Origin of the sequence: Corynebacterium sp. UBA4397 (assembly GCF_002390965.1) — a bacterium.
Classification (GTDB): Bacteria; Actinomycetota; Actinomycetes; order Mycobacteriales; family Mycobacteriaceae; genus Corynebacterium; species Corynebacterium flavescens.
The window spans coordinates 1-20,410 of sequence record NZ_DGRD01000033.1; the positions used below are offsets into that span (position 1 = coordinate 1).

General features: G+C 61.8%; 17 protein-coding genes and 1 pseudogene. 8 read left to right on the forward strand and 10 right to left on the reverse strand.

Annotated elements, in window-relative coordinates:
* The 3 genes and pseudogenes from B2696_RS07675 to B2696_RS07680 form a co-directional block, all read left to right on the forward strand.
* Nucleotides 1-410, forward strand: a 410-nt coding sequence (locus B2696_RS07675) for a hypothetical protein (protein WP_414646596.1), incomplete at its 5' end; no start/stop codon positions are given.
* Nucleotides 411-476: 66 nt separating this feature from the next.
* Nucleotides 477-707 (forward strand): annotated as a pseudogene (locus B2696_RS11585) (ABC transporter substrate-binding protein); the annotation flags it as partial.
* On the forward strand, nucleotides 689-886 hold the full coding sequence (locus tag B2696_RS07680; protein WP_286954881.1) for a hypothetical protein: 198 nt from the start codon (nucleotides 689-691) through the stop codon (nucleotides 884-886). The pseudogene B2696_RS11585 and the gene B2696_RS07680, both read left to right, overlap by 19 nt.
* Here the strand turns inward: B2696_RS07680 and B2696_RS07685 are convergent.
* From B2696_RS07685 to B2696_RS07725, 9 genes are all read right to left on the reverse strand, one after another.
* A complete protein-coding gene (locus tag B2696_RS07685) occupies nucleotides 883-1,380 on the reverse strand; it encodes a hypothetical protein (RefSeq protein ID WP_286954883.1) in 498 nt (165 codons plus the stop codon). The two genes, B2696_RS07680 and B2696_RS07685, sit on opposite strands and share 4 nt — an antisense overlap.
* Nucleotides 1,311-1,970 carry a glycosyltransferase 87 family protein gene (locus tag B2696_RS07690; protein WP_422653253.1) on the reverse strand — a complete coding sequence of 220 codons (660 nt, stop codon included), beginning with the start codon at nucleotides 1,968-1,970 and terminating at the stop codon, nucleotides 1,311-1,313. The genes B2696_RS07685 and B2696_RS07690 overlap by 70 nt, the downstream gene beginning before the upstream one ends.
* A 128-nt stretch (nucleotides 1,971-2,098) precedes the next feature.
* Complete coding sequence (locus B2696_RS07695; RefSeq protein ID WP_075730594.1) at nucleotides 2,099-2,479, reverse strand: monovalent cation/H(+) antiporter subunit G; 381 nt, start codon at nucleotides 2,477-2,479, stop codon at nucleotides 2,099-2,101.
* Nucleotides 2,476-2,751, reverse strand: coding sequence for a monovalent cation/H+ antiporter complex subunit F (locus B2696_RS07700; RefSeq protein ID WP_075730593.1), 276 nt, complete (start codon nucleotides 2,749-2,751; stop codon nucleotides 2,476-2,478). Before B2696_RS07700 ends, B2696_RS07695 begins: the two co-directional genes overlap by 4 nt.
* Nucleotides 2,751-3,290 (reverse strand): Na+/H+ antiporter subunit E, encoded by a 540-nt coding sequence (locus tag B2696_RS07705; protein ID WP_255312467.1) that lies wholly within the window; start codon nucleotides 3,288-3,290, stop codon nucleotides 2,751-2,753. Before B2696_RS07705 ends, B2696_RS07700 begins: the two co-directional genes overlap by 1 nt.
* The gene (locus B2696_RS07710) at nucleotides 3,280-5,091 is read right to left on the reverse strand and encodes a Na+/H+ antiporter subunit D (RefSeq protein WP_286954889.1); all 1,812 of its coding nucleotides are present in this window, start codon (nucleotides 5,089-5,091) and stop codon (nucleotides 3,280-3,282) included. The genes B2696_RS07705 and B2696_RS07710 overlap by 11 nt, the downstream gene beginning before the upstream one ends.
* Nucleotides 5,084-5,584 (reverse strand): Na(+)/H(+) antiporter subunit C, encoded by a 501-nt coding sequence (locus B2696_RS07715; protein WP_286954891.1) that lies wholly within the window; start codon nucleotides 5,582-5,584, stop codon nucleotides 5,084-5,086. The genes B2696_RS07710 and B2696_RS07715 overlap by 8 nt, the downstream gene beginning before the upstream one ends.
* A complete protein-coding gene (locus tag B2696_RS07720; protein WP_286954893.1) occupies nucleotides 5,585-8,560 on the reverse strand; it encodes a Na+/H+ antiporter subunit A in 2,976 nt (991 codons plus the stop codon).
* Between the two features lie 322 nt (nucleotides 8,561-8,882).
* Nucleotides 8,883-10,238, reverse strand: coding sequence for a dipeptidase (locus B2696_RS07725; protein WP_286954895.1), 1,356 nt, complete (start codon nucleotides 10,236-10,238; stop codon nucleotides 8,883-8,885).
* Nucleotides 10,239-10,399: 161 nt separating this feature from the next.
* Between B2696_RS07725 and B2696_RS07730 the strand changes: the two genes are divergently transcribed.
* The 5 genes from B2696_RS07730 to ppk2 all read left to right on the forward strand — a co-directional run bounded on the left by B2696_RS07730 (nucleotide 10,400) and on the right by ppk2 (nucleotide 16,368).
* Nucleotides 10,400-12,388 (forward strand): OPT family oligopeptide transporter, encoded by a 1,989-nt coding sequence (locus B2696_RS07730; RefSeq protein WP_286954896.1) that lies wholly within the window; start codon nucleotides 10,400-10,402, stop codon nucleotides 12,386-12,388.
* A gap of 286 nt (nucleotides 12,389-12,674) precedes the next feature.
* A complete protein-coding gene (gene groL, locus B2696_RS07735; RefSeq protein ID WP_286954897.1) occupies nucleotides 12,675-14,327 on the forward strand; it encodes a chaperonin GroEL in 1,653 nt (550 codons plus the stop codon).
* Nucleotides 14,328-14,950: 623 nt separating this feature from the next.
* Entirely contained in the window at nucleotides 14,951-15,133 is a 183-nt protein-coding gene (locus B2696_RS07740; RefSeq protein WP_286954898.1) for a hypothetical protein, read from the forward strand.
* 44 nt (nucleotides 15,134-15,177) lie between these two features.
* On the forward strand, nucleotides 15,178-15,312 hold the full coding sequence (locus B2696_RS07745) for a hypothetical protein (protein ID WP_286954899.1): 135 nt from the start codon (nucleotides 15,178-15,180) through the stop codon (nucleotides 15,310-15,312).
* Between the two features lie 156 nt (nucleotides 15,313-15,468).
* The gene (gene ppk2 / locus B2696_RS07750; protein WP_075730585.1) at nucleotides 15,469-16,368 is read left to right on the forward strand and encodes a polyphosphate kinase 2; all 900 of its coding nucleotides are present in this window, start codon (nucleotides 15,469-15,471) and stop codon (nucleotides 16,366-16,368) included.
* Nucleotides 16,369-16,521: 153 nt separating this feature from the next.
* On the opposite strand, the gene B2696_RS07755 is transcribed toward ppk2, so the two are convergent.
* Nucleotides 16,522-20,376, reverse strand: coding sequence for a Pls/PosA family non-ribosomal peptide synthetase (locus B2696_RS07755; protein ID WP_286954938.1), 3,855 nt, complete (start codon nucleotides 20,374-20,376; stop codon nucleotides 16,522-16,524).
* Nucleotides 20,377-20,410: the final 34 nt, after the last annotated feature.

Here is a 20,410-nt window from a genome sequence, read left to right on the forward strand (position 1 = left end):
CCACGATTTGCGGGCAAGCCCAAACTCACATGAAGCAGGCAATTCTAGCGGCCAGCCTCGCCGCCATCACCACAGTCGGATTGGTCTTGGGCGGTTGCTCTGCCCCCAATAGCTCCACTGATGGAAGCTCTCAGGCTTCGTCTGCAGCGCCTGGCGCCACCTCGGATAAGACGGTCACGATCACCGATCACGCGGGCAATTCCGTGGAGATACCGGCGAATATCGAGCGCATCGCGGTTGATGAAATCCCCATCGCTTCCACCTACTTGGCATACAACGACGGTAAGGCACCGAAACTAATTGGTATGTCGCAGTCTGTGGTCGGCGCGCTCAAAGATACGATCGTGAGTCTACGCCGACTGGCTGCGGTTGCTGGAGCAGGTATTCCAGGAGCCCGGCAAGATGGATGAAAAGATTGCCTATGGCCGCCAGCTTATCGACGACGCAAGCAGCGAAGCGCCCAGGTCAGTGAGGCGGAACGCAAGCGTGCGCCTATCATCTTCAACTACAGCAATGGCACCGCCCGAGTGGCGGGGGATACCCCCTTCTTTGGCTACTACTGGTTGCAGACAGCCAATGCTAAGAACGCGGCCGAAGGCACTAGTCAGGGGCTGGCTCCCGTCAATGCTGAGCAGATACTGGCTTGGGATCCTGACGTGGTACTCATTGGCGGGGCCGGGCACTGCGAGTGGCAGACTATTCCATGATTCTGCGCGGCCAGCAGCCGCCGGTGTTTGGGCTCCGAGACAGGGTTCTCACGCCGGAAACCCTGGGCGCGGCTTTCGATGTGCAGCTCCACATCGCGGACGTTGAGGTCGGAGGACGCAGCTACCCGGCGGTCATTCTCATGAATGTTCGGGAAGAAGCTCCCCCTGAGCGGTTCTAGCTAGCAGCGGGAACCGAGCTCTTCGCGGCGGCCTTGCGGGGAATAAAACCCCAGGCCGCGTACACGGCGATGGCCACCAGACAGGTTGCCGTGAAGATCGTGGAGAGCCACGGATGCAAGAACGTGGTCGAGTCGAGGCCGCGGGAGGAGAGCTGCTCCCAGACAGGCGCTGATACGAAAGGTAGCTGGATGAGGATGAGGGCCGCGAATGACAGGAGCCCTGCTAACTGCGCGCCCCACACCGAGTGCAGGCGGTCACCCACGGCCTGGTTGACGGCGATGAAGACGACGATGCCCAGGGGAATCGTCCACACAAAGTGGTGATACCAGGCAAAGGGTGAGACCAAGCAGGAGCTGAGACCGGCAACGGTCAGTGCCGCGGAGTTGTTGCGGAGCTTATATGCGGTGCGCAGCGCCAGGCAGGTCAAGATGAAGACCACGAGCACGGCGAGGAGCCACTTCCAGCCGCCGTCGATGCCCCAGACGCGGTACATAAGCGAGCGCAGAGACTTCGCACCAGTATTGTCGTGGTCGCCCACGCGCGAGGAGTTGAACATGGCATCGGTCCAAAAGACCTTGGCATCCGGGATGAAGAGGAAGCCGAGGACGACGGTGACGATGAAGGTNNGCCCATGTATGCCGGGGTGAGTTTGAGGCCCGCAGCTAGGCCAATGCCGATGCCCGGCAGACGCCACTTGTGCGGCAAAATATCGAGGGCCACGAGAAGCATGAGCAGGACGTTGATCTGGCCGTAGAACAAGGTTCCGTGGATGGGCTCGTTGGCAGGAGTGGCTGCGGTCAGCAGGATCGCCACGAGGATTGCCAGCGGCGACAGGCGCAGCCCACGCTCCCGGAAGATCATGAGGATGATGATGAGCAGGCAGACAAAGATTCCGCCCTGCCAGACGCTGATGATGAGGTTATCGGACCAGCTGGCCATCTGCTCGAAGATCACGGCGGCAAAAGGCGGGTAAGTAAACGGGAAGTTGTCTATATACGGCCCGTCATAAAGCAGGCCGCCGTGTGCAACGTCCTGGCCGGCAAGGCGGTAGATGCTCAGGTCGAAGGGGACTATCCACTCCATGGCGTTGTAGTTACCGCTATAGATGGTGAAGCGATAAAACACTACGGCGACCAAGGCGCTCAGAAGTATCACAAGGGTAGGAGTGCCGTAGAGCTTTTTCACTTTTGCCTCTCAGGTTCTCAGGACTTTTACTTTTTGCGCAAAGACTTGCCAGCTGGGCGGTCATTGCGCGACATGGAGCCATCCGTGCCGTACAGTCCTTCGCGGCGCGCGATGCGCGAGATCCGCTGGGCGGTGACCGGACTGGTAATCATGGCAAAGATTACCAGCAACATAAGTATTCCTAAGTCACCTTTTTCGGCAATGCTAAAAGTCCCTGATCCCACGACGCGAATAAGCGCGCCGATGATGGTGAGGATGAGTCCAGTGGTCTGTGGCTTAGATACCGAGTGCACCCGCGACATGGTGTCGCGGAATCGCGCCACTCCTATGGCAGCAGAGAGTGCGAAGGCAGAACCGGCGAGGATGAATACTAGGGAGAGAATGTCGGTGATGAGTTCGATGTTCATTGGCTATCCCTCTTGCGAAAGCGCGTGACCGAGACGGTGGAGATGAAGCCCAGGAGCGCGATGACCAGCATGGCATTGGCTACGGTGGTGTTCAAAGACCAGCAGATATAGGTTGCCAGCGAGCACTGGAAGATGGCGACGAAGCCGTCCATACCCACGAGCCTATCGAGGGAGTTGGGCCCAGAGACTATGCGCCACGTCAGGATGAGAAACGCGATGACGAGCATCAGCGCGGCCACGGTGAGGATGGCATTGTAGAGGGAATCATCCATTAGGGGTGGCTCCTTTCGAAGATGGAGATGAGCGAGGCTTCGAGGCGGGCGACGGCGGCGATTTCGCGCTCAAGGTGGCTATCGGAGTCCGCGTCGAGAACGTGGATGGTGAGCATGCGGTTGGCAATGTCAATATCCGTGACGGTTCCGCCTGGTTGCAGGTTATACAACGTCACGGCCAGGGAAAGGATGAACTCGTTCTCCAGCCGCATGGGCAGCTCCAGGATCGCCGTCTTCGGTGGGGCCTGCGGGCGAATGGCCAGCCACGCCACCTTCACGGAGGCGTAGAAGAGATCAGCCACCCACCGAAAACAGAAGCGGATGAACTCGCCCCAGGATATGGAGATCCCCGCCACCGGCATGGCCGGCAGCGGCAAGAGGAATACGATGAGGCAGCCCACGGCCAGCCCGCCGAAGACATTTGCCCAGCTGACATCCCCCATCAGCAGACACCACATGACGGTGAGCCAGACAATGAACCACGGGCGGAAGCGGTGCCGGAAGCCCTGGAAGTGGATTCCATAACGGTTACTGCTCACGGTCGGCCTCCGGAGATTGTGGCTCACTGGCCTCACTGCTAGGCGAAGGTGCGGAAGACGTGGCCCGTGCTGTAGAAGTAGCAGAGATTCCGGGCTCTGGATCCGGCAGCAGGTGCTTGCGGTTGCCTATGGAATCCGCGTCATCGTCGTCGCGATCCTTGCGATCGAGGTGGCGAGTGGGATTATCAGCCGTGTCCCCGAGCACAGCGTATTGATAGATGCTGCGATCCTGGGCAGATTCCGCGGCGCGGCTGGTGACCCCAGAGATAGGGCCGGCGAGGAAGGTAATCGAGGTGGATGCGGCCACGAGAAGCGCCGTCGAGGCCACCATGCCGAAGGGCAGGCGGCCGAAATCCTTGCGGGACTCGAACTCGATCTCGTCGGTGACATCTGCTAGCGGAGAAACCTGCGCCATGGCCTTGTTGCCCTCTGGGGCATCCGCGCGATCGCGCAGGAAGCCCTTGGCCCAGACCAGCATCATGACATAAAGGGTGAGCAGCGAGGTGGCAATAGCGCCGGAGATAAGCACCCACGCCTGCCACGTGCCCGCATTGGCGCCGGCCTGGATGAGCAGGATCTTGCCCAAGAAGCCGGAGAAGGGTGGGATGCCGCCCAGGTTGACGGCCGGGATGAAGTACAAGATGGCAATCAGCGGCGCGGTGTAGATGAGGGAGCCCAACCGGCGCAGGGAGGAGGTCCCGGCTTGGCGCTCGATGAGGCCCACGACCAAGAAGAGGGCGGTCTGCACCAAGATGTGGTGCACGGCGTAGAAGATGGCGCCGGAAAGACCCTGGGCGGTGCCCAGGGCCACTCCGAAGATCATATAACCGATGTGGCTGACCAGGGTAAAGGAAAGCAGACGTTTGATGTCTGATTGCGCGATGGCGCCCAGAATACCCACCAGCATGGTGGCCAGGCCTACCCACATGAGCAGGGAATCGAGCTCCCCGGCGGTAAATATCGAGGTCCGCGCACGGATGATGGCATAGACGCCGACCTTGGTCAGCAAACCCGCGAAGATGGCCGTGACCAGGGAAGGCGCGGTGGGGTAGGAGTCCGGCAACCAGGCATCGAGCGGGAAGACGGCCGCCTTGATGCCGAAGGCGATGAGCAAGACGGCGAAGACCGCGGCACGGGTGCCGGCGGGAATCTCCTCCATGCGCAGGCCAATCTGCGCCATGTTCACCGTGCCCACCGAGGCATAGACCAGGGCCAGGGCGATGACGAAGATGAGCGAGGAGGCCATGGAGACCATGACGTAGCCGGCGCCGGCGCGCACGCGGGCCGGGGAGGCGCCGAGAGTGAGCAGGACATAAGAGGCGACGAGGAAGATCTCAAAGCCGACGTAGAGGTTGAAGAGGTCTCCCGCAAGGAAGGAGACGTTCACGCCCATGGTCAACAGCATGTAGGTGGGCAAGAACACCGCCACCGGCTCGTCCTTGGATCCGTCGCGGATGCCCTGGGAAATGGCGTACCACATCACGCTAAAGAGCACCACGGCCGAGGTAAAGAGCATCACGGAGGAGAGCCGGTCAGCGACGAGCGTGATGCCGACCGGGGCGTCCCAACCGCCGACCTGCAGGGTCTGAATGCCGGCGGTATCCGCCACCACAATGAGCGCGGCGTTGACCACAGCGAGGCTCAGCAGGGAGAAGAAAGCAATCTGGCGCTGCACGTTGGGCGCCTTGGCAAAAAGGAGCGCTAACGCGGCGGCGAAGGCCGGGATGAGAACCGGCAGTGCGATGACGTAGCCGATGTAGGGCAAGAGGGCTTCGACAAGCGGGGTGACAGACTCAGTCATCGCTGGCCCCCTTTACTGGCTCCTCGAAGAACTCGGGGCCGAATTGATCGCCCTCTTTGGTGGCGCGGCCGGTGGCCGGGTCATTGGAGGCGTCGTGGTCCGGCGCGGCGGAAGCCTTGCCCGGGCGGGCGGCGATGGCGGCGATAGCGGTGTCCTCTGTGTCGTCTTCCAAGACGTCAGCCGTGCGGTAGCGGTACTGCCGGTAGGCCAGGGTCAGGATGAATGCGGTCATGGCCATCGAGATGACGATGGCGGTTAGAATCATCGCCTGCGCGAGCGGATCAGCAATCTGCTCGCCGTAGGGATGGGATTCGCGGCCGTCGATAGGTGGGGAACCGGCCTGCCCGCCTGCCTGCAAGAGCAGGAGGTTGGCGCCGTTGCCGATGAGAAGGAGACCCAACAACATCTTGGTCATTGCACGGTCGAGCAAGAGGTAGACCCCGCAGCCCACCAACACCCCGGAGGCGAGGAGCAAAAAGAGATTGGCTTCCATCTACTTCTCCTTTCCTTCAGTCTCGGTTGTGGCTGTGGCTGCACCAGCGGCAGCCTTGGCCTTCTTGGCCTTCTGAACCTTGGCGGCGGCTTCGCGCTGACGCTGACGGCGGGCCAGGGAGCGGGCGCGGTCGCGAGCACGCTGCTTACGGCCTTCCTCTTCGATGTCGAGGCGCGCTCCCAAGGAGTTGAGAATGTAGAGCGTGAGCCCCACCACCACGAGGTAAACCCCAGCGTCGAAGATGAGCGCGGAAGGCAGCGAGACATCCCCGATAAGCGGAACCGCTATCTTGTCGTAGCCCGTGGTGAGAGGCGGGCGGCCGAAGAACATCGGCACGATGGCGGCTAGGGCGGCGAGGATGAGGCCGGTGCCCATGGTGCGTCCGCCGTCGATAGGCAGCGCCTCATCAAGCTCAGCGCGCCCTCCCGCGAGGTAGCGCAGGATAAGCGCGAGGGCGGCGACGAGGCCGCCGGCGAAACCGCCGCCGGGGGCGTTGTGGCCGGCGAAGAAGAAGTACAGCGAGAGCGCCATCATCGAGGGGAAGAGCACGCGGGTGGTTACGTCAATCATCAGCGAGCGGTTAAGCGCCTGCTCGGATTCGACCCCGGCCGCCAGCCAACGCCGACCAGTCACCCGCAGGGTGGGCCGGCGCGAGGAGCGGCTGAAGGATTGCGTGCGGTAGATGAGGGAGGCCACGCCGATGGCGGTGATGACCAGCACGGAAATCTCGCCGAAGGTATCCCAGGCGCGGATGTCAACGAGGAGGACGTTGACGGCGTTAGCGCCGTGGCCGATCTCCTTGGCTAGCTCCGGCATGAACTCGGAGATGGGGCGAGCGGTACGCGCGTTGATGGCGTACATGCCAACCAGGGTGACCGAGAGCCCCACGCCCACGGCCAGCCAGGCGCGCAGGCGCGAGGTCTTGGGGTTTTGCTTCCAATCCGTCTGTGCGGGCATGCGCCGCAGGACCAACATGAACAAGACCATGATGATGGTCTCCACCAGCAGCTGCGTCAACGCCAGGTCCGGGGCGCCGTGGAGGGCAAAGACGAAGGCGAGCGCGTAGCCGGTGACGCCGACAATGATGACGGCGGAGAGGCGGTTATCCATGGAGGTAGCGGCGATGGCGGAGAGCATCATGATGAGCGCGGCCACCATCTGCCAGGGGTTCTCGGCCACGATCATGCGCACATTGGTGAGATCACCGTTGATGAGCATGATGACAGGCAAGATCATCAACGTGGCGAAGATGACCGTGAGGTTGAGCTGCAGGGAGCCGCGCTGCGTCGAGGCGGTGGTGCGCAGCGAGAGGTTGCGCAGAGAGTTAATGACGGTGTCATAGGCCTTGTCCGCCGAGCCGAGGGCCGGGTAGGTAAATTGCCACTTCACCAGCACCTGGCGCTGCCAGTGCAGGATGATTCCCATCGCGACGATGAAGGCCGACAACGCCAGCGGGATGGTCCAGCCATGCCACAGGGAGAGGTAGGTCTTTTCCGCGCTCCCAAACACGGAGTTGAGGTGCTGGTTGATGGCGGAAGACAAGGGCGTGGGCAGCAGACCAAAGAATATGGTCAGGGCGCTCAAGATTCCCGGGGGAAGCCAGAGCAAAAGGCCCACCGGGTGCATCTTGCGCACGGCCTCAGAGGCCCCTGCCTCCCGGTCCTTGGTGGCGAAGGCACCCCACAGGAAGCGCAGGGTATAGGCCATGGTCAGGATGGATCCCAGGACCACGCCGACGAGCAGCAGATTGCGCGGCATGCCGACGAGGAGCTCCTCGTGCATGATGGCCGTGAGCACTGCCTCCTTGGAGACGAAGCCAAAGAGCGGGGGAATGCCCGCCATGGACAGCCCGGAGATGATGGCTAGGCCATAAAGCAGCGGTTGGCGCCGCCCGAGTCCGGAGAGCTTGTCGATGTCGCGGGTGCCGGCGCTGTGGTCAATGGCGCCGACGATCATGAACAGCGCCGCCTTGAACAGGGAGTGTGCGAAGGTCAGGGCTAGGCCCGCCTGCATGGCCTCGCGCGAGCCAATAGCCATGATCGAGGTAATAAAGCCCAGCTGGGAGACGGTGCCATAGGCCAGAACGAGCTTCAAGTCCTTCTGCTTGAGCGCCATCCAGCCGCCGAGCAGCATGGTGAAGACGCCGAGCGGGATGACCACGAGGTGCCAGGTGGGCACCACGTGAAACTCAGGCGCCAGGCGCGCAACGAGGTAGATGCCTGCCTTCACCATGGCTGCCGAGTGCAAGTATGCCGAGACCGGGGTGGGTGCGGCCATGGCCCCTGGCAGCCAGAAGTGTGAGGGCGCGATGGCGGACTTGGACAGAGCTCCGGCCAGGATGAGCACGATGGCGACCGTGATATACGGAGTCTGCACCACATTCGGCATGGCGGCGATCTCGGAGAAGCTCCACATGCCGGTCTGGCGCCCGAGCAGGATGATGCCCATGAGCATGACGAGCCCGCCGAGAGCTGTGACCATGAGTGCTTGCTGGGAGGAGCGGCGGGAGGAGGCGCGTTCGCCGTAGTAGCTGACCAAGAGGTAGGACAGCAGGGAGGTGACTTCCCAGAAGACGTACATCAGCAGGAAGGAATCGGAGATGACCAGGCCGTACATGGCGGTGGCGAAGGCCATCATCTCGCCGGCGAAGAGGGATAGGCGGCGCGGGGTTTGATCAAAGTAGCCCCAGCAGTAGAGCATGACCAACGCGCCCACTCCCAAGATGATGAGGGAGAAGAGCGCGGAGAGCCCGTCCATGCGCAGGCTGATATCGAGGTGGGCTGCGGGCATCCACGCGATGTCGAAACGCAGCGTGTTTCCGTCGGCGAAGGCGCCGTCAACCAGCTTCTGGAGCGTCCAGAAGAATCCGACGCCCGGGACTAAGGCGAGCAAACCAAAAGCCGGCCTGCCCAATGCGGAAATGAGGAAAGGCGCGATGGCGGTGGCAACCAGAAGGGCGCCCATCAATGTCAGCACGGCGGTATTCTGCGCTCCTTTTCGAGGTTTCGAAGTGCGGGGTGCAAGAACTGCGGTTTACAGATCCCTGTAGGCGTGACCCCGTGAGCGACTGCCACCGTGGCAGGCGGAGAAGGTGCGAAGAGAGATTCCCGCTGCGCGCGGATGCCTTAAGAAAGACTTCCCGAGCGCACGCGAGACCAGCGAGGAGAGTCGATCACGATGCTACCAATGGTGCCGATGTTAGCACTCATTTCACACTGATCAAAGATAACTCTAAATATACTGTTATATATAGGCTCGTTTGCACCGGTTTGGCGCCACCTACTCTTTACGCGTAGCGCTACGCATAGCGCTGGAGGAACAGTGCCTCCGCGATGGCGATCTTTTCAATCTCCGTCGGGTCAACCGACTCGTTGGCGGAGTGGATGGTGGCCTTGGGCTCTTCGACACCGAAGAGGGCGATCTCCGCGGCGGGGTGCTTCTCCTGCAGCTCCACCGTCAGGGGGATGGACCCACCCATGCCGATCTGGGTCACCTCGCGGCCATAAGCCTCCGCCAGGCACTCGCCGAGGGTGGCCAGTGCCGGCTTGGTGGGATCGGTTTCGAAGCCGCGGTTGACCTCAAGGATCTCGCACGTGGCGTGTGCGCCCCAAGGCACGTGCGCCTCGATGTGCTTGACCAGCGCCTCGGCGACCGCATCCGGATCCATGGTGGCGGGAACGCGCAGGTTGAGGTTGGCGCTGGCGGTCGGCGCCACAGCGTTGACGGCCTCGGCAACGGGCGTGGAGCTAAAACCGGTGATAGATACCGCCGGGCGGGCCCACAGGAAATCTGCCACCGCATCCTGCTCGGTGCCCATGACGTCTACGCCCTCGAGGATCTGGGCGTCGGCGCGGAAATCCTCGACCGGATAGGCCTCGCCTTCCCAGATGGCGCTGGTGTCAATGCCGTCAATCTGCAGACGTCCGGCCTCATCATGCAGGGAATCCAGTGCGCGCATGAGAGCTTTAACTGCATCCGGGGCAGCGCCGCCGAACTGGCCGGAGTGTACGCCTGCTGCCAGCGTGTCTACGGTAACGAGGATCTGCCCGCCCCCGCGCAGGGACGTGGTCAAGGTGGGGTGGCCCAGCTTGGCGTTGCCGGCATCGGCGATGAGGATGGCGTCGGCAGTAAAAAGCTCGGGCTTTTCCTCGATGAGGGCGGAAAGCCCTTCGCCGCCGCGCTCCTCGGAGCCCTCGATGAGAACCTTGAGGTTGAGCTTGGTGCCGCCGGTGGTCTCAAGGGCGCGCAGTGCAGCCAGGTGCATGGCGACATTGCCCTTGCAATCAGCCGCGCCGCGCCCATACCAGCGGGTGCTGCCATCGTCCGCGGCGCGCTCGGTCAATGTGAAAGGATCGCTCACCCACGCGGCGCGATCCCCTGCGGGCACCACGTCATAGTGGGAGTAGAGAAGAACGGTCTTGGCCGCGGGGTCTCCGGCGCGCTCGCCCACAAGCGCTACTGAGCCATCGACGGTGGTGATCGCTTCCATCTTGATTCCAGCCTCCTCAAAGGCCTGCGCTACCCAGGCAGCGGCGGCTGCATTGGCCTCCTCGGCCCCAGGGGCGGCATGGACGGATGGGAAGGAGACCAGCGCGCTGAGCTGTTCGAAGATACGCGGGCGGTCTGCGGAAATTAGTTCAGGAATTGTAGTCATGGTCACTAACCTACCCCGCACGCCGACAGCGGTGCCGAGCCTCCTGCTTATGCCCACAATGTGAGATCTCAGTAAGAGAGGAATAGACTTTTTCTGTTCTACAACTGTCGTCGTCTCTTTTTGAGGCCGCGGCAACCTGTCTATCTAGGAAAGGACCTGGCATGGCGCACGATACTGCCTCCGCCACTGGTTCTCAGACCACCCCGTTGCGCGAGCTCACGCTGCGCGGCGTCATCATCGGTGGCCTTATAACCTTGGTCTTTACGGCCGCTAACGTCTACCTAGGCCTCAAGGTCGGGCTCACCTTCGCCACGTCGATTCCGGCGGCGGTGATTTCCATGGCTGTGCTCCGCAAGTTCGCCGGGCACAACATTAAAGAAAACAACATCGTCCAGACCATCGCTTCCTCCGCCGGTACCCTTTCGGCCATCATCTTCGTCCTGCCGGGCCTTATCATGGTGGGCTATTGGTCGGGTTTCGAGTTCTGGGAGACCGCCGCGGTCTGCGCCATCGGTGGCGTCCTCGGCGTCATGTATTCGATTCCGCTGCGTCGCGCGCTTGTGACCGGTTCCGATCTTCCTTATCCGGAGGGCGTCGCTGCCGCCGAGGTCCTGCGCGTCGGTGATGATGACGGCGATGGCGCCAACCACGCCGAAAACGCCCAGGGTCTCAAGGTCATCCTGATGGGCGGCATCGTTTCCGCCGTTATGGCACTGCTGGCCGCGACGAAGGCGGCCGCGAGCTCCGTGGCAACCTACTTCAAGGTCGGCGCTGGCGCCACCACCATGGGCACGAGTCTGTCCATGGCGCTCATCGGCGTCGGTCACCTCGTGGGCCTGCCCGTTGGTATTGCCATGCTCGTCGGCGTGGTCATCTCCTTCTTCATTCTCTTGCCCATGCACACCTCGGGTTTGGTCGATGGCATCAGCGACATCACCGCGCTGGGCGACGTCGTTGATTCCGTGTTCTCTTCCGAGATCCGCTTCATCGGCGTGGGCACCATGGCCATCGCCGCCATCTGGACCCTCATCAAGATCGCCGGTCCTATTGCGCGTGGCATTAGCGCCTCCTTTGCTTCCTCGCGCCAGCGCAGGGCTGGCCAGGTTGTCGACGTCACTGAGCGCGATATTCCCTTCCCCTATGTCATCGGTGCCATCATTGTGCTGATGATTCCTATCGCAGGGCTGCTGTGGAACTTCGTCTCCGGCACGGATATTCACCAGCACATGGGTGTCCTTCTTGTGGTCTCCGTGGCCTTCACCCTTTTGGTCGGACTCATCATTGCCTCGGTCTGTGGCTACATGGCCGGACTCATCGGCGCCTCGAACTCCCCGATTTCCTCGGTGGGTATCATCGCCGTGCTGGTGGCCTCGCTGCTCATCGCCGCGGTGACCCGCGGAACTGACGCGGAGCCGCTCTCGCTCGTGGCTTATACGCTCTTCACCGCGGCCATCGTCTTCGGTATTGCCACCATTTCCAATGACAACTTGCAGGATCTCAAGACCGGCCAGCTCGTCGGCGCGACCCCGTGGAAGCAGCAGGTTGCTCTCATCATCGGCGTGCTCTTTGGCTCCGTTGTCATTCCTCCCATCCTGCAGGTCATGCTCACCGGCTTCGGCTTCCAAGGCATGGAAGGGGCCGGCCCGGATGCCTTGGCTGCCCCGCAGGCGGCGCTGATGTCCTCGGTGGCATCGGGCATCTTCGATAACTCGCTGGACTGGAACCTTATTCTCACCGGCGTCGGCATCGGCGTAGTCCTTATTATTATTGATGAGGTTTTGCGCAAGACCACCGATAAGTACTCGCTGTCCCCGCTGGCCGTGGGTATGGGTATGTACCTGCCCGTCTCGCTGACCGTCATCATCCCCATCGGCGCCATCTTGGGTAAGTTCTACGATCGCTGGGCTGCCAGGCAGGAACGCCCCGAGTTTAAAAAGCGCATGGGAACCTTGCTGGCCACCGGCCTCATCGTGGGCGAGTCCCTGTTCGGTGTGGTCAACGCCGGCATCATCGCTGCTGCCGGTGGAGCCTCCCCTCTGGAGATCTTCCCCGGCGGCAAGCTCAGTGACATCGTCGGCATCATCCTCTTCGTCGCCGGTATCGCCTTTGTCTATTTCTGGACCAGGCGCCGCGCCAGCGCAGAGAATTAGAACTCGAAACCTTCGCCTTCCTTCACGCAGATTTTGCGTGGTGGGGAGGCGATTCTTTATCCCACAATGAGTGTTCGCTGAGGGCATGCGGTCAGTTCCATGTCCCACCTTGCACTCGCGTTAAACGAGTGCCAGAATGGTCGTTGGCACTCCCTAAGGGCAAGTGCTAGATAATCTGTATCTCTACGGTTGAGGCTGGAATAGCACTCACCAGCCATGCCGTCGCGGGCGGCCGTAAAGATTGACGCGAGTGTCGTCCTCATAAACTTTAAGGAGCACAAATACCATGGCAAAGATCATCGCCTTTGATGAAGAGGCGCGGCGTGGCCTTGAGCGTGGCCTGAACACGCTGGCTGATGCAGTTAAGGTCACCCTCGGCCCCAAGGGCCGCAACGTCGTTTTGGAGAAGTCCTGGGGCGCCCCGACCATCACGAATGACGGTGTCTCCATCGCTCGCGAGATTGAGCTCGAAGACCCATATGAGAAGATCGGTGCAGAGCTGGTCAAGGAAGTTGCCAAGAAGACCGATGACGTAGCAGGTGACGGCACCACCACCGCTACCGTTCTGGCTCAGGCACTCGTCCGCGAGGGCCTGCGCAATGTTGCTGCTGGCTCTAACCCCATGGGCATCAAGCGCGGCATCGAGGCCGCCACCAAGGCAGTGGTTGGCTCCCTGCTCGCCTCCGCCAAGGAGATTGAGACCCAGGAAGAGATCGCCACCACCGCCGGTATTTCCGCGGCTGACCCTGCCATCGGCGCCAAGATCGCTGAAGCTATGTACACCGTGGGCAACGGCCAGGTAAACAAGGACTCCGTCATCACTGTCGAGGAGTCCAACACCTTCGGCGTTGACCTCGAGGTCACCGAGGGCATGCGCTTCGACAAGGGCTACATCTCCGGCTACTTCGCCACTGACATGGAGCGCCAGGAAGCCGTCCTCGAAGATCCGTACATCCTCCTCGTGTCCTCCAAGATCTCCAACATCAAGGACCTCGTCCCGCTGCTGGAGAAGGTCATGCAGTCCGGCAAGCCGCTGCTCATCATCGCCGAGGATGTCGAGGGCGAGGCCCTGTCCACCCTCGTGGTCAACAAGATCCGCGGTACCTTCAAGTCTGTTGCCGTTAAGGCTCCGGGCTTCGGCGATCGCCGCAAGGCCATGCTGCAGGATATGGCTATCCTGACCGGCGGCCAGGTCATCGCTGAGGAGGTCGGCCTTTCCCTTGAGACCGCTGAGCTCGAGTACCTCGGCCAGGCACGCAAGGTCGTTGTCACCAAGGATGACACCACCATTGTTCAGGGTGCTGGCGATCAGGAGAAGATTGACGGCCGTATCAAGCAGATCCGCGCCGAGATCGAGAACTCTGACTCCGATTACGATCGTGAGAAGCTCCAGGAGCGTCTGGCTAAGCTCTCCGGCGGCGTCGCTGTCCTCAAGGTCGGTGCCGCAACCGAGGTTGAGCTCAAAGAGCGCAAGCACCGCATCGAGGATGCCGTGCGCAACGCCAAGGCCGCAGTCGAGGAAGGCATCGTCGCCGGCGGCGGCGTGGCTTTGCTCCACGCGGCAGCCGCTCTCGACGGCCTTTCCGATCTCACCGGCGATGAGGCCACCGGCGTCAAGATCGTCCGTGAGGCCCTTTCTGCGCCGCTCAAGCAGATCGCTCACAACGCTGGCCTAGAGCCCGGCGTCGTGGCCGACAAGGTTGCTTCCCTGCCTAACGGCCAGGGCCTCAACGCCGCCACCGGCGAGTACGTCGACCTCATGGAGGCCGGCATCAACGATCCGGTTAAGGTCACCCGCTCGGCACTGCAGAACGCCGCTTCCATCGCTGCGCTCTTCCTGACCACTGAGGCTGTCGTCGCTGACAAGCCGCAGCCGGCCGGTGCTGGCGCTGGCGCAGGCATGCCTGACGCTGACGCCATGGGTGGAATGGGCTTCTAAGAGCCCCGTTCTAGCCCCTCTGTCCAAGAGCCGCCTTCCTGCAATATGTAGGAAGGCGGCTCTTCTCGTCTTAGAGCCCTGGTTTGCGGCCTAGAAGCTAGGGCTCAAGACTCGTCCGCTGTAGTTCTGAGCAATTCACTCGCGTAACTCTGTTAACATTTTCTCGAGGGGGAAGTGGCGGGAACCGCTGATTCGACCCGGACTTGGGCGCGAATTTACCGGTCGGCCAAGTTTCCCAAAACAGCCAACCATCACGAGCTACCCCCAAAATGGGTTAATTTTGGGGAGTGTTGACCAGTGTAAAAATTGTGCAAAGAAAAAGATCTTAATTAAGACGCAATCGTGGTTGGTCGCCAACACGTTACCGCGTTAAAACTAATTTCACGTGAAAGTAACCTTGAAAGGTTAGTTTTCCCAGCTAAAGGAAAAGCTGGGCATTCTCTGTGCGTTGGCTCACTGTCCATGCTTTTCTCTCAGCACCGATACAGTAAAGAAATCTAATCGTAATTTCGTCTTGATTTTTGTTGAGGGTGTGCCAGAATAGCTTCTTGTGACGCCCGCTGTGGGTGTCGGTAAAACCGTAAACCATACGGGCGCAAGCTCGGATCTACTTAGGAGTTCACATGGATCTCTCCACCATCATCGATCACCTCGACAACTTCGTCACCACCTGGGAAGGTTGGGGCAAGGTATTCGAGGGTCTGAACGCATTTGACGGCTTCAAGAACCTCTTCGAGGTCACTTCTTCTGTTGGAGAGGGCGCACTTCAGGCTTTCTCTTCTTTGTCTTCCGAAGCTGACGCTTAAGTAATACTAACTTCATCAACCTTTTTAACTTCAAGGAGTTTCAAATGACTGACCTTTCTTCTTTGTCTTCTGGCGCTTTCACCATCATCAGCACCTCTTTCGAGATTCTGTCTGAGACTTTCGGACCGCTGGTCACCCTTGCTAAGGGCTTGTCTGACCTGCTCGGCCTGATCGCCTAAGCACTCTTTATCGCTGCGGCGATAATCTTTGAGAGCTCCACCTTGTGGTGGGGCTCTTTTTGCGTTCGTGGGGGCGGGGGAGGGGGGAGGGGTAATCGCCTAACATGGCTTAGGTTCAGCAGGCCATAGCGTGATTTGACCGCTAAACTGTCCCTTATGGCTCATAGTAAAGACGACGAACTCCCCGAGATCGACCTGGCGCAAACTGACGGCTACGTCGTCGATGGATCTGATGAAGATGACCCCTCACTGATCATGCCGGATGGCTCGCCCATCGAAACGTGGCGTGAGAATTACCCCTACGAAGAGCGCATGTCGCGCGACGAGTACGAGGTTATCAAGCGCGCACTGCAAATTGAGCTGTTGAAGTGGCAGAACTGGACCAAAGAGACCGGGCAGCGCCACATCATCTTGTTTGAAGGTCGGGACGCCGCCGGCAAAGGTGGCACCATCAAGCGCTTCAACGAGCACCTTAACCCCCGCGGCGCCCGCACTGTAGCGCTGGAGAAGCCCTCCCCTCGTGAGTCCACCTCCTGGTACTTCCAGCGCTATATTCAGCATTTCCCCGCCGGCGGAGAGATCGTTTTCTTCGATCGATCTTGGTACAACCGCTCCGGCGTCGAGCGCGTCATGGGCTTTTGTACCGAGTCCCAGCACGCGGAGTTTCTTCGTGAGGTTCCCATGCTGGAAAATATGCTCTTAGGCTCTGGTATCTCATTGACCAAGCTGTGGTTCTCCGTCACGCGCAAGGAGCAGCGCACCCGCTTTGCCATCCGCCAGATTGACCCTGTCCGTCAGTGGAAGCTTTCCCCCATGGACTTGGCCTCCTTGGATAAGTGGAATGACTATACCCGCGCTAAGGAAGAGCAGTTCCGGTATACCGATACGGATGAGTCGCCCTGGATCACTATTAAGTCCAATGACAAGAAGCGCGCGCGTATCAACGCCATGCGCTACGTGCTCTCTAAGTTCGAGTACACCAATAAGGACCATGCTTTGGTGGGTGAGCCCGACGCGAACATCGTCAAGCGCGGGCGCGATCAAATCGGTGACTAGGCCACGCTTATAGCGCAAACCCCGTACCCTCCAGTAGCGGAAGGCACGGGGTTTCCTTTGTAGAAAACACAAATACTGCACCTGGCCGCGGGGACGAAGTGCAGTAATCGGTGCTTTAGAAAGAGCCTCTCGATCGAGAGCTCCTCAGGTATCTCACCCTTTGTGCTCCCAAGGCTCGATGGGGTTTCCCTGCCACAACGAGTTGGCGGGCACGCGGTCGCCGCGCATGACGAGGGAGCCTGGGCCGATGGTGGCGGCGTTGCCAATGGTGGAGGCGGGCAGCGCTACGGAGTGCGCGGCTAGAGTAGCCCCCGTCCCGATGGTGACGGTATCGAGGCTCATCACGCGGTCCTGGAAAAGGTGGGTCTGCACCACCGTGCCAGGTCCTACGGTGGCGCCAGCGCCGACGCGGCACAGATCAGTCTCCGGGAACCAATAAGAATCTATCCACGCGCCGCGGCCGATAGACACGCCCAGGGCGCGCAGCCCGAGGTTGATCTCCCCGGAACCGGACGTGTGTTGGAAGAACCACGGTGCTGCAACGGCCTCGATGAAAGCATCTTGGAGTTCGTTGATCCAGACGAATCCTGACCACAAGGGGTGATCCCCTGGCACCTGTTTGCCCACGCAGATCCACTTCACAGCTGCGGTAATCGCCATGGCGAGCGCGCCGACGGTCATCAGCAGAATCCCCGACATGGCCCAAGCCAGGGCCACACCCCATTCAGTGATGGCATAATAGAGTCCACTCAAAGTTAGGGCCAACAGCATCGCAGAGGTCATGGGAGCGAGTAGGCGCATGGTCTCCACAATGCCGCGCGCGGCTTTGACCCGGAATGTGGGGCGGTAGGTTAAAGCCTCGCCCTCCACACCGTCGATATGTGCGGTGACGCGGCGCATGCGCTCAGGCGGGGAACCCCACCAGTTGGCGCCGGGCTTGGTCTTCTTCGGGGTCGAGGAGAGCACGGCGACCAGCGAGTTCTTGGAGAGCTTGCGGCCGGGCCCGGCGATGCCGGAGTTGCCAATGAAGGAGCGCTTGCCCACCTTGGTTGTGCCGGTCAGGGTCCAACCGCCACCGAGTTCGTAGCCGCCGACCATGGTGTCGTCGGCCAGGAAGGCGCCATCCTTGATGTCGGTGAGCGCGGGGATCATCACGGCGGTGGAAATCTCCACGTCCTTGCCAATCTTCGCTCCCAGCGAGCGCAGCCACAGCGGGGTGAGTTGGGAGGCATAAAGCGGGAAGAGTTGAGTGCGGGCCTCATCCATGAGCCTTTCGATGGCCCACAAACGCCAGCCCTGAGCCGAGCGCACTGGAGCGACGCCGGGTTTCAGGCCCGCCGAGAGCAGGCGCACGCCGAACCAGACTTGGAACATATAGAAGGCGAAGGCCACCAGCGCCCCGGCTGGCGCGAAGAGTACGACTCCGACATAGGGATTGCCCGCAGTCACGTGGACGAGGCCGATGGTGGCGCAGGCCGCGAGGACGAGCGCGATGACGGGCTGCAACGCGAGGAAGATGGAAGTCGCACCATAGATGGCTACCCACCAGGGACGGCGTGCGGGCGGCTGATCCGGGAAGCGGTGCTTGGAACGGCCCACCTTCTTCGCGGGGGAGCCGGACCAGCGCTGGCCATCCTTGACGCGCTTGGAACCGGTGACGGTAGAGCCGGCCTCCACGTGGGCGTACTCGCCGATGACGGTGCCAGGCAGCAGAGAGGAGCGAGCGCCCACGCGGGCGCCCTCGGCCACGGTGATGGCGCCGACATGGAGAATATCGCCGTCGAGCCAGTAGCCGCACAGGTCGACCTCCGGTTCGATGGCGGCGTGATCGCCCAAGGTGAGCAGCCCGGTTACCGGCGGCAGTGAGTGCAAGTCGACGCCGCGTCCCACCTTCACGCCCAGTGTGCGCGCGTAGTTATTGACCCACGTGGCACCCGCGATGGAACGCGAACCGGAGGCGTCGGCCCAGCGCTCAGCGGCCCAGATGCGCAGATGCACCGACCCGCCGCGCGGATAGTCGCCCGGAGTGATTCCTAGGGTGAGAAGCCGCGCGCCCCAACCGCCTAAGGGGATACGGCCGAGCGGGGTGGCAAAGACCACGAGCAGCGCTATGACCTGCCACCAGGGGGTGAAAAGCGCCCAGTCCAGGCCGGCGAGCGCCGCCACGTTTGAGCCCAAGAGCAGCCAGGCCAGCCAGGTGCTTGCCGCCAGAGTCATGACGGGCAGTTGGATGGTGGTCTGCGCCAGCCTTGTGATGCCAGATACCTTCTTAACCTCGCGTTGCGTGGTCACAGGGCGCGGCTGCGCTCCGGCGATGGATTCCGCCAAGGCGCCGAGCCGCGGGTGATCGTAGAGATCGCGCACCGCGACGGTGGGGTAGCGCTCACGAATGCGGCCCACCAGCGTGGCCGCAGCCAGCGAGGTGCCGCCGAGGGAGAAGAAATCGGCGTGCTCATCGCTCACGGAGGCACCGAGCACGTCGACCCAGAGCCCCGCCAGCCAGGCCTCGGTGGGGCTGAGCCCCGTGGCGTCGACTCCGACGCCGGGCAGAGGCCAGGGCAGTGCTTTTTTGTCCACCTTGCCCGAGGTGCGGATGGGCAGCTCATCCATGACGCAGATGCGCGGCACGAGGGCGGCAGGCATGGTCTCCGCGAGGCGCGCGTGGGCATCCTCGTGGTCGAATGCGGCGGTGGGATCTGTCAAAGAAACGTAGCCCACCAGTACGGATTCCCCGCCCGGGGTCTTTTGCACCGCGACGGCGGAGTTATAGACGTTATCCAGTGCCGCGACATGTGCCTCGACCTCGCCGAGCTCTATACGACGCCCCCCAATCTTTAACTGATCATCCACGCGGCCTACGAAGTAGAGGCCGTCTTCCTCTAAGCGCACATGGTCGCCGGTGCGATAGGCGCGTTCCCAGGCCAGGGAGGGCAAGGGCGCGTACTTCTCGGAATCCTTGTCTGGGTCGAGGTAGCGCGCCAGTCCGACGCCGCCGATGACGAGCTCGCCGACTTCACCCACCGCAACGGGGAAGCCCTCGCCGCCTATGACGGCGAGATTCCAGCCGTTTAAGGGCAGCCCGATGGAGACAGGATGCCCCGGGTGCAGGCGCGCGGCGCAGGCCACGACGGTGGCCTCGGTGGGGCCGTAGGTATTCCACATCTCGCGCTCAGCGGTGGCAAGGCGCTCGACTAGTTCTTGAGAGCAGGCCTCGCCGCCAACGATGAGCAGGCGGATATTATCCAGCGCCTCCGCTGGCCATAGCCCAGCCAGGGTAGGCACGGTGGAGACGACGGTAATGTCGCGGCGGATGAGCCACGGGCCTAAGTCCATGCCGGAGCGCACTAGTGAGCGCGGAGCGGGCACGAGGCAGGCGCCGTTTCCCCAGGCCAGCCACATTTCCTCGCAGGAGGCGTCGAAAGCCACGGAAAGCCCCGCGAGCACGCGGTCCTCAGGCCCGAGCGGGCCGTGGGGATGGTCAACGAGGAAGAGGGCCGCCTCGGCGTCGACGAAGGCCGCGGCGGAGCGGTGGCTAACGGCCACGCCCTTGGGCTTGCCCGTCGATCCGGAGGTGAAAATGATCCACGCGGTGTCATCCGGGGTGGGATAGCCATCTTCTGCATCTGCTGGAGTTGCCGCGTTCTTTTCCCCCGGCGGGCGCAGCATCCTAAAGCCCTCATCGCTAAAGAGGCCGTCGATCCCTGCCTCGCTGAATACCATCTCGGCGCGCTCGTCTGGATCATCGGCGTCGACAGGCACGTAGGCGGCACCCGCGGCCAGGGTGGCCAGGATAGCCAGGTAGAGCTCGCGGCGCCCGGAGGTCATGCGGATGCCCACCCGATCGCCGCGGAGAACGCCACCGGCGCGCAGCTCAGCGGCCCAGGCCTCGACGTCGGTGATGAGTTCGGCGTAGGTGAGGACCTCGCCGTCGTCCAGCGCGGCGGCCTCGGGGTGCATCTGCGCCGTGGAGCGGATGATGTCCCACAGCGTGCGCTCGCGTGGGGCCATATCCTCTCGCAGGTAGTGCTGTGGAACGAATACC

Excerpts from the sequence above, each read along its gene's own strand:
- B2696_RS07695 (WP_075730594.1), bottom strand. The coding sequence starts at position 2,479 with ATGAACATCGAACTCATCACCGACATTCTCTCCCTAGTATTCATCCTC.
- B2696_RS07715 (WP_286954891.1), bottom strand. The coding sequence starts at position 5,584 with ATGGAAGCCAATCTCTTTTTGCTCCTCGCCTCCGGGGTGTTGGTGGGC.
- B2696_RS07710 (WP_286954889.1), bottom strand. The coding sequence starts at position 5,091 with ATGACTGAGTCTGTCACCCCGCTTGTCGAAGCCCTCTTGCCCTACATC.
- B2696_RS07740 (WP_286954898.1), top strand. The coding sequence starts at position 14,951 with ATGGATCTCTCCACCATCATCGATCACCTCGACAACTTCGTCACCACC.
- ppk2 (WP_075730585.1), top strand. The coding sequence starts at position 15,469 with ATGGCTCATAGTAAAGACGACGAACTCCCCGAGATCGACCTGGCGCAA.
- B2696_RS07700 (WP_075730593.1), bottom strand. The coding sequence starts at position 2,751 with ATGGATGATTCCCTCTACAATGCCATCCTCACCGTGGCCGCGCTGATG.
- B2696_RS07685 (WP_286954883.1), bottom strand. The coding sequence starts at position 1,380 with ATGTACCGCGTCTGGGGCATCGACGGCGGCTGGAAGTGGCTCCTCGCC.
- B2696_RS07725 (WP_286954895.1), bottom strand. The coding sequence starts at position 10,238 with ATGACTACAATTCCTGAACTAATTTCCGCAGACCGCCCGCGTATCTTC.
- B2696_RS07755 (WP_286954938.1), bottom strand. The coding sequence starts at position 20,376 with ATGGCCCCACGCGAGCGCACGCTGTGGGACATCATCCGCTCCACGGCG.
- groL (WP_286954897.1), top strand. The coding sequence starts at position 12,675 with ATGGCAAAGATCATCGCCTTTGATGAAGAGGCGCGGCGTGGCCTTGAG.
- B2696_RS07745 (WP_286954899.1), top strand. The coding sequence starts at position 15,178 with ATGACTGACCTTTCTTCTTTGTCTTCTGGCGCTTTCACCATCATCAGC.
- B2696_RS07730 (WP_286954896.1), top strand. The coding sequence starts at position 10,400 with ATGGCGCACGATACTGCCTCCGCCACTGGTTCTCAGACCACCCCGTTG.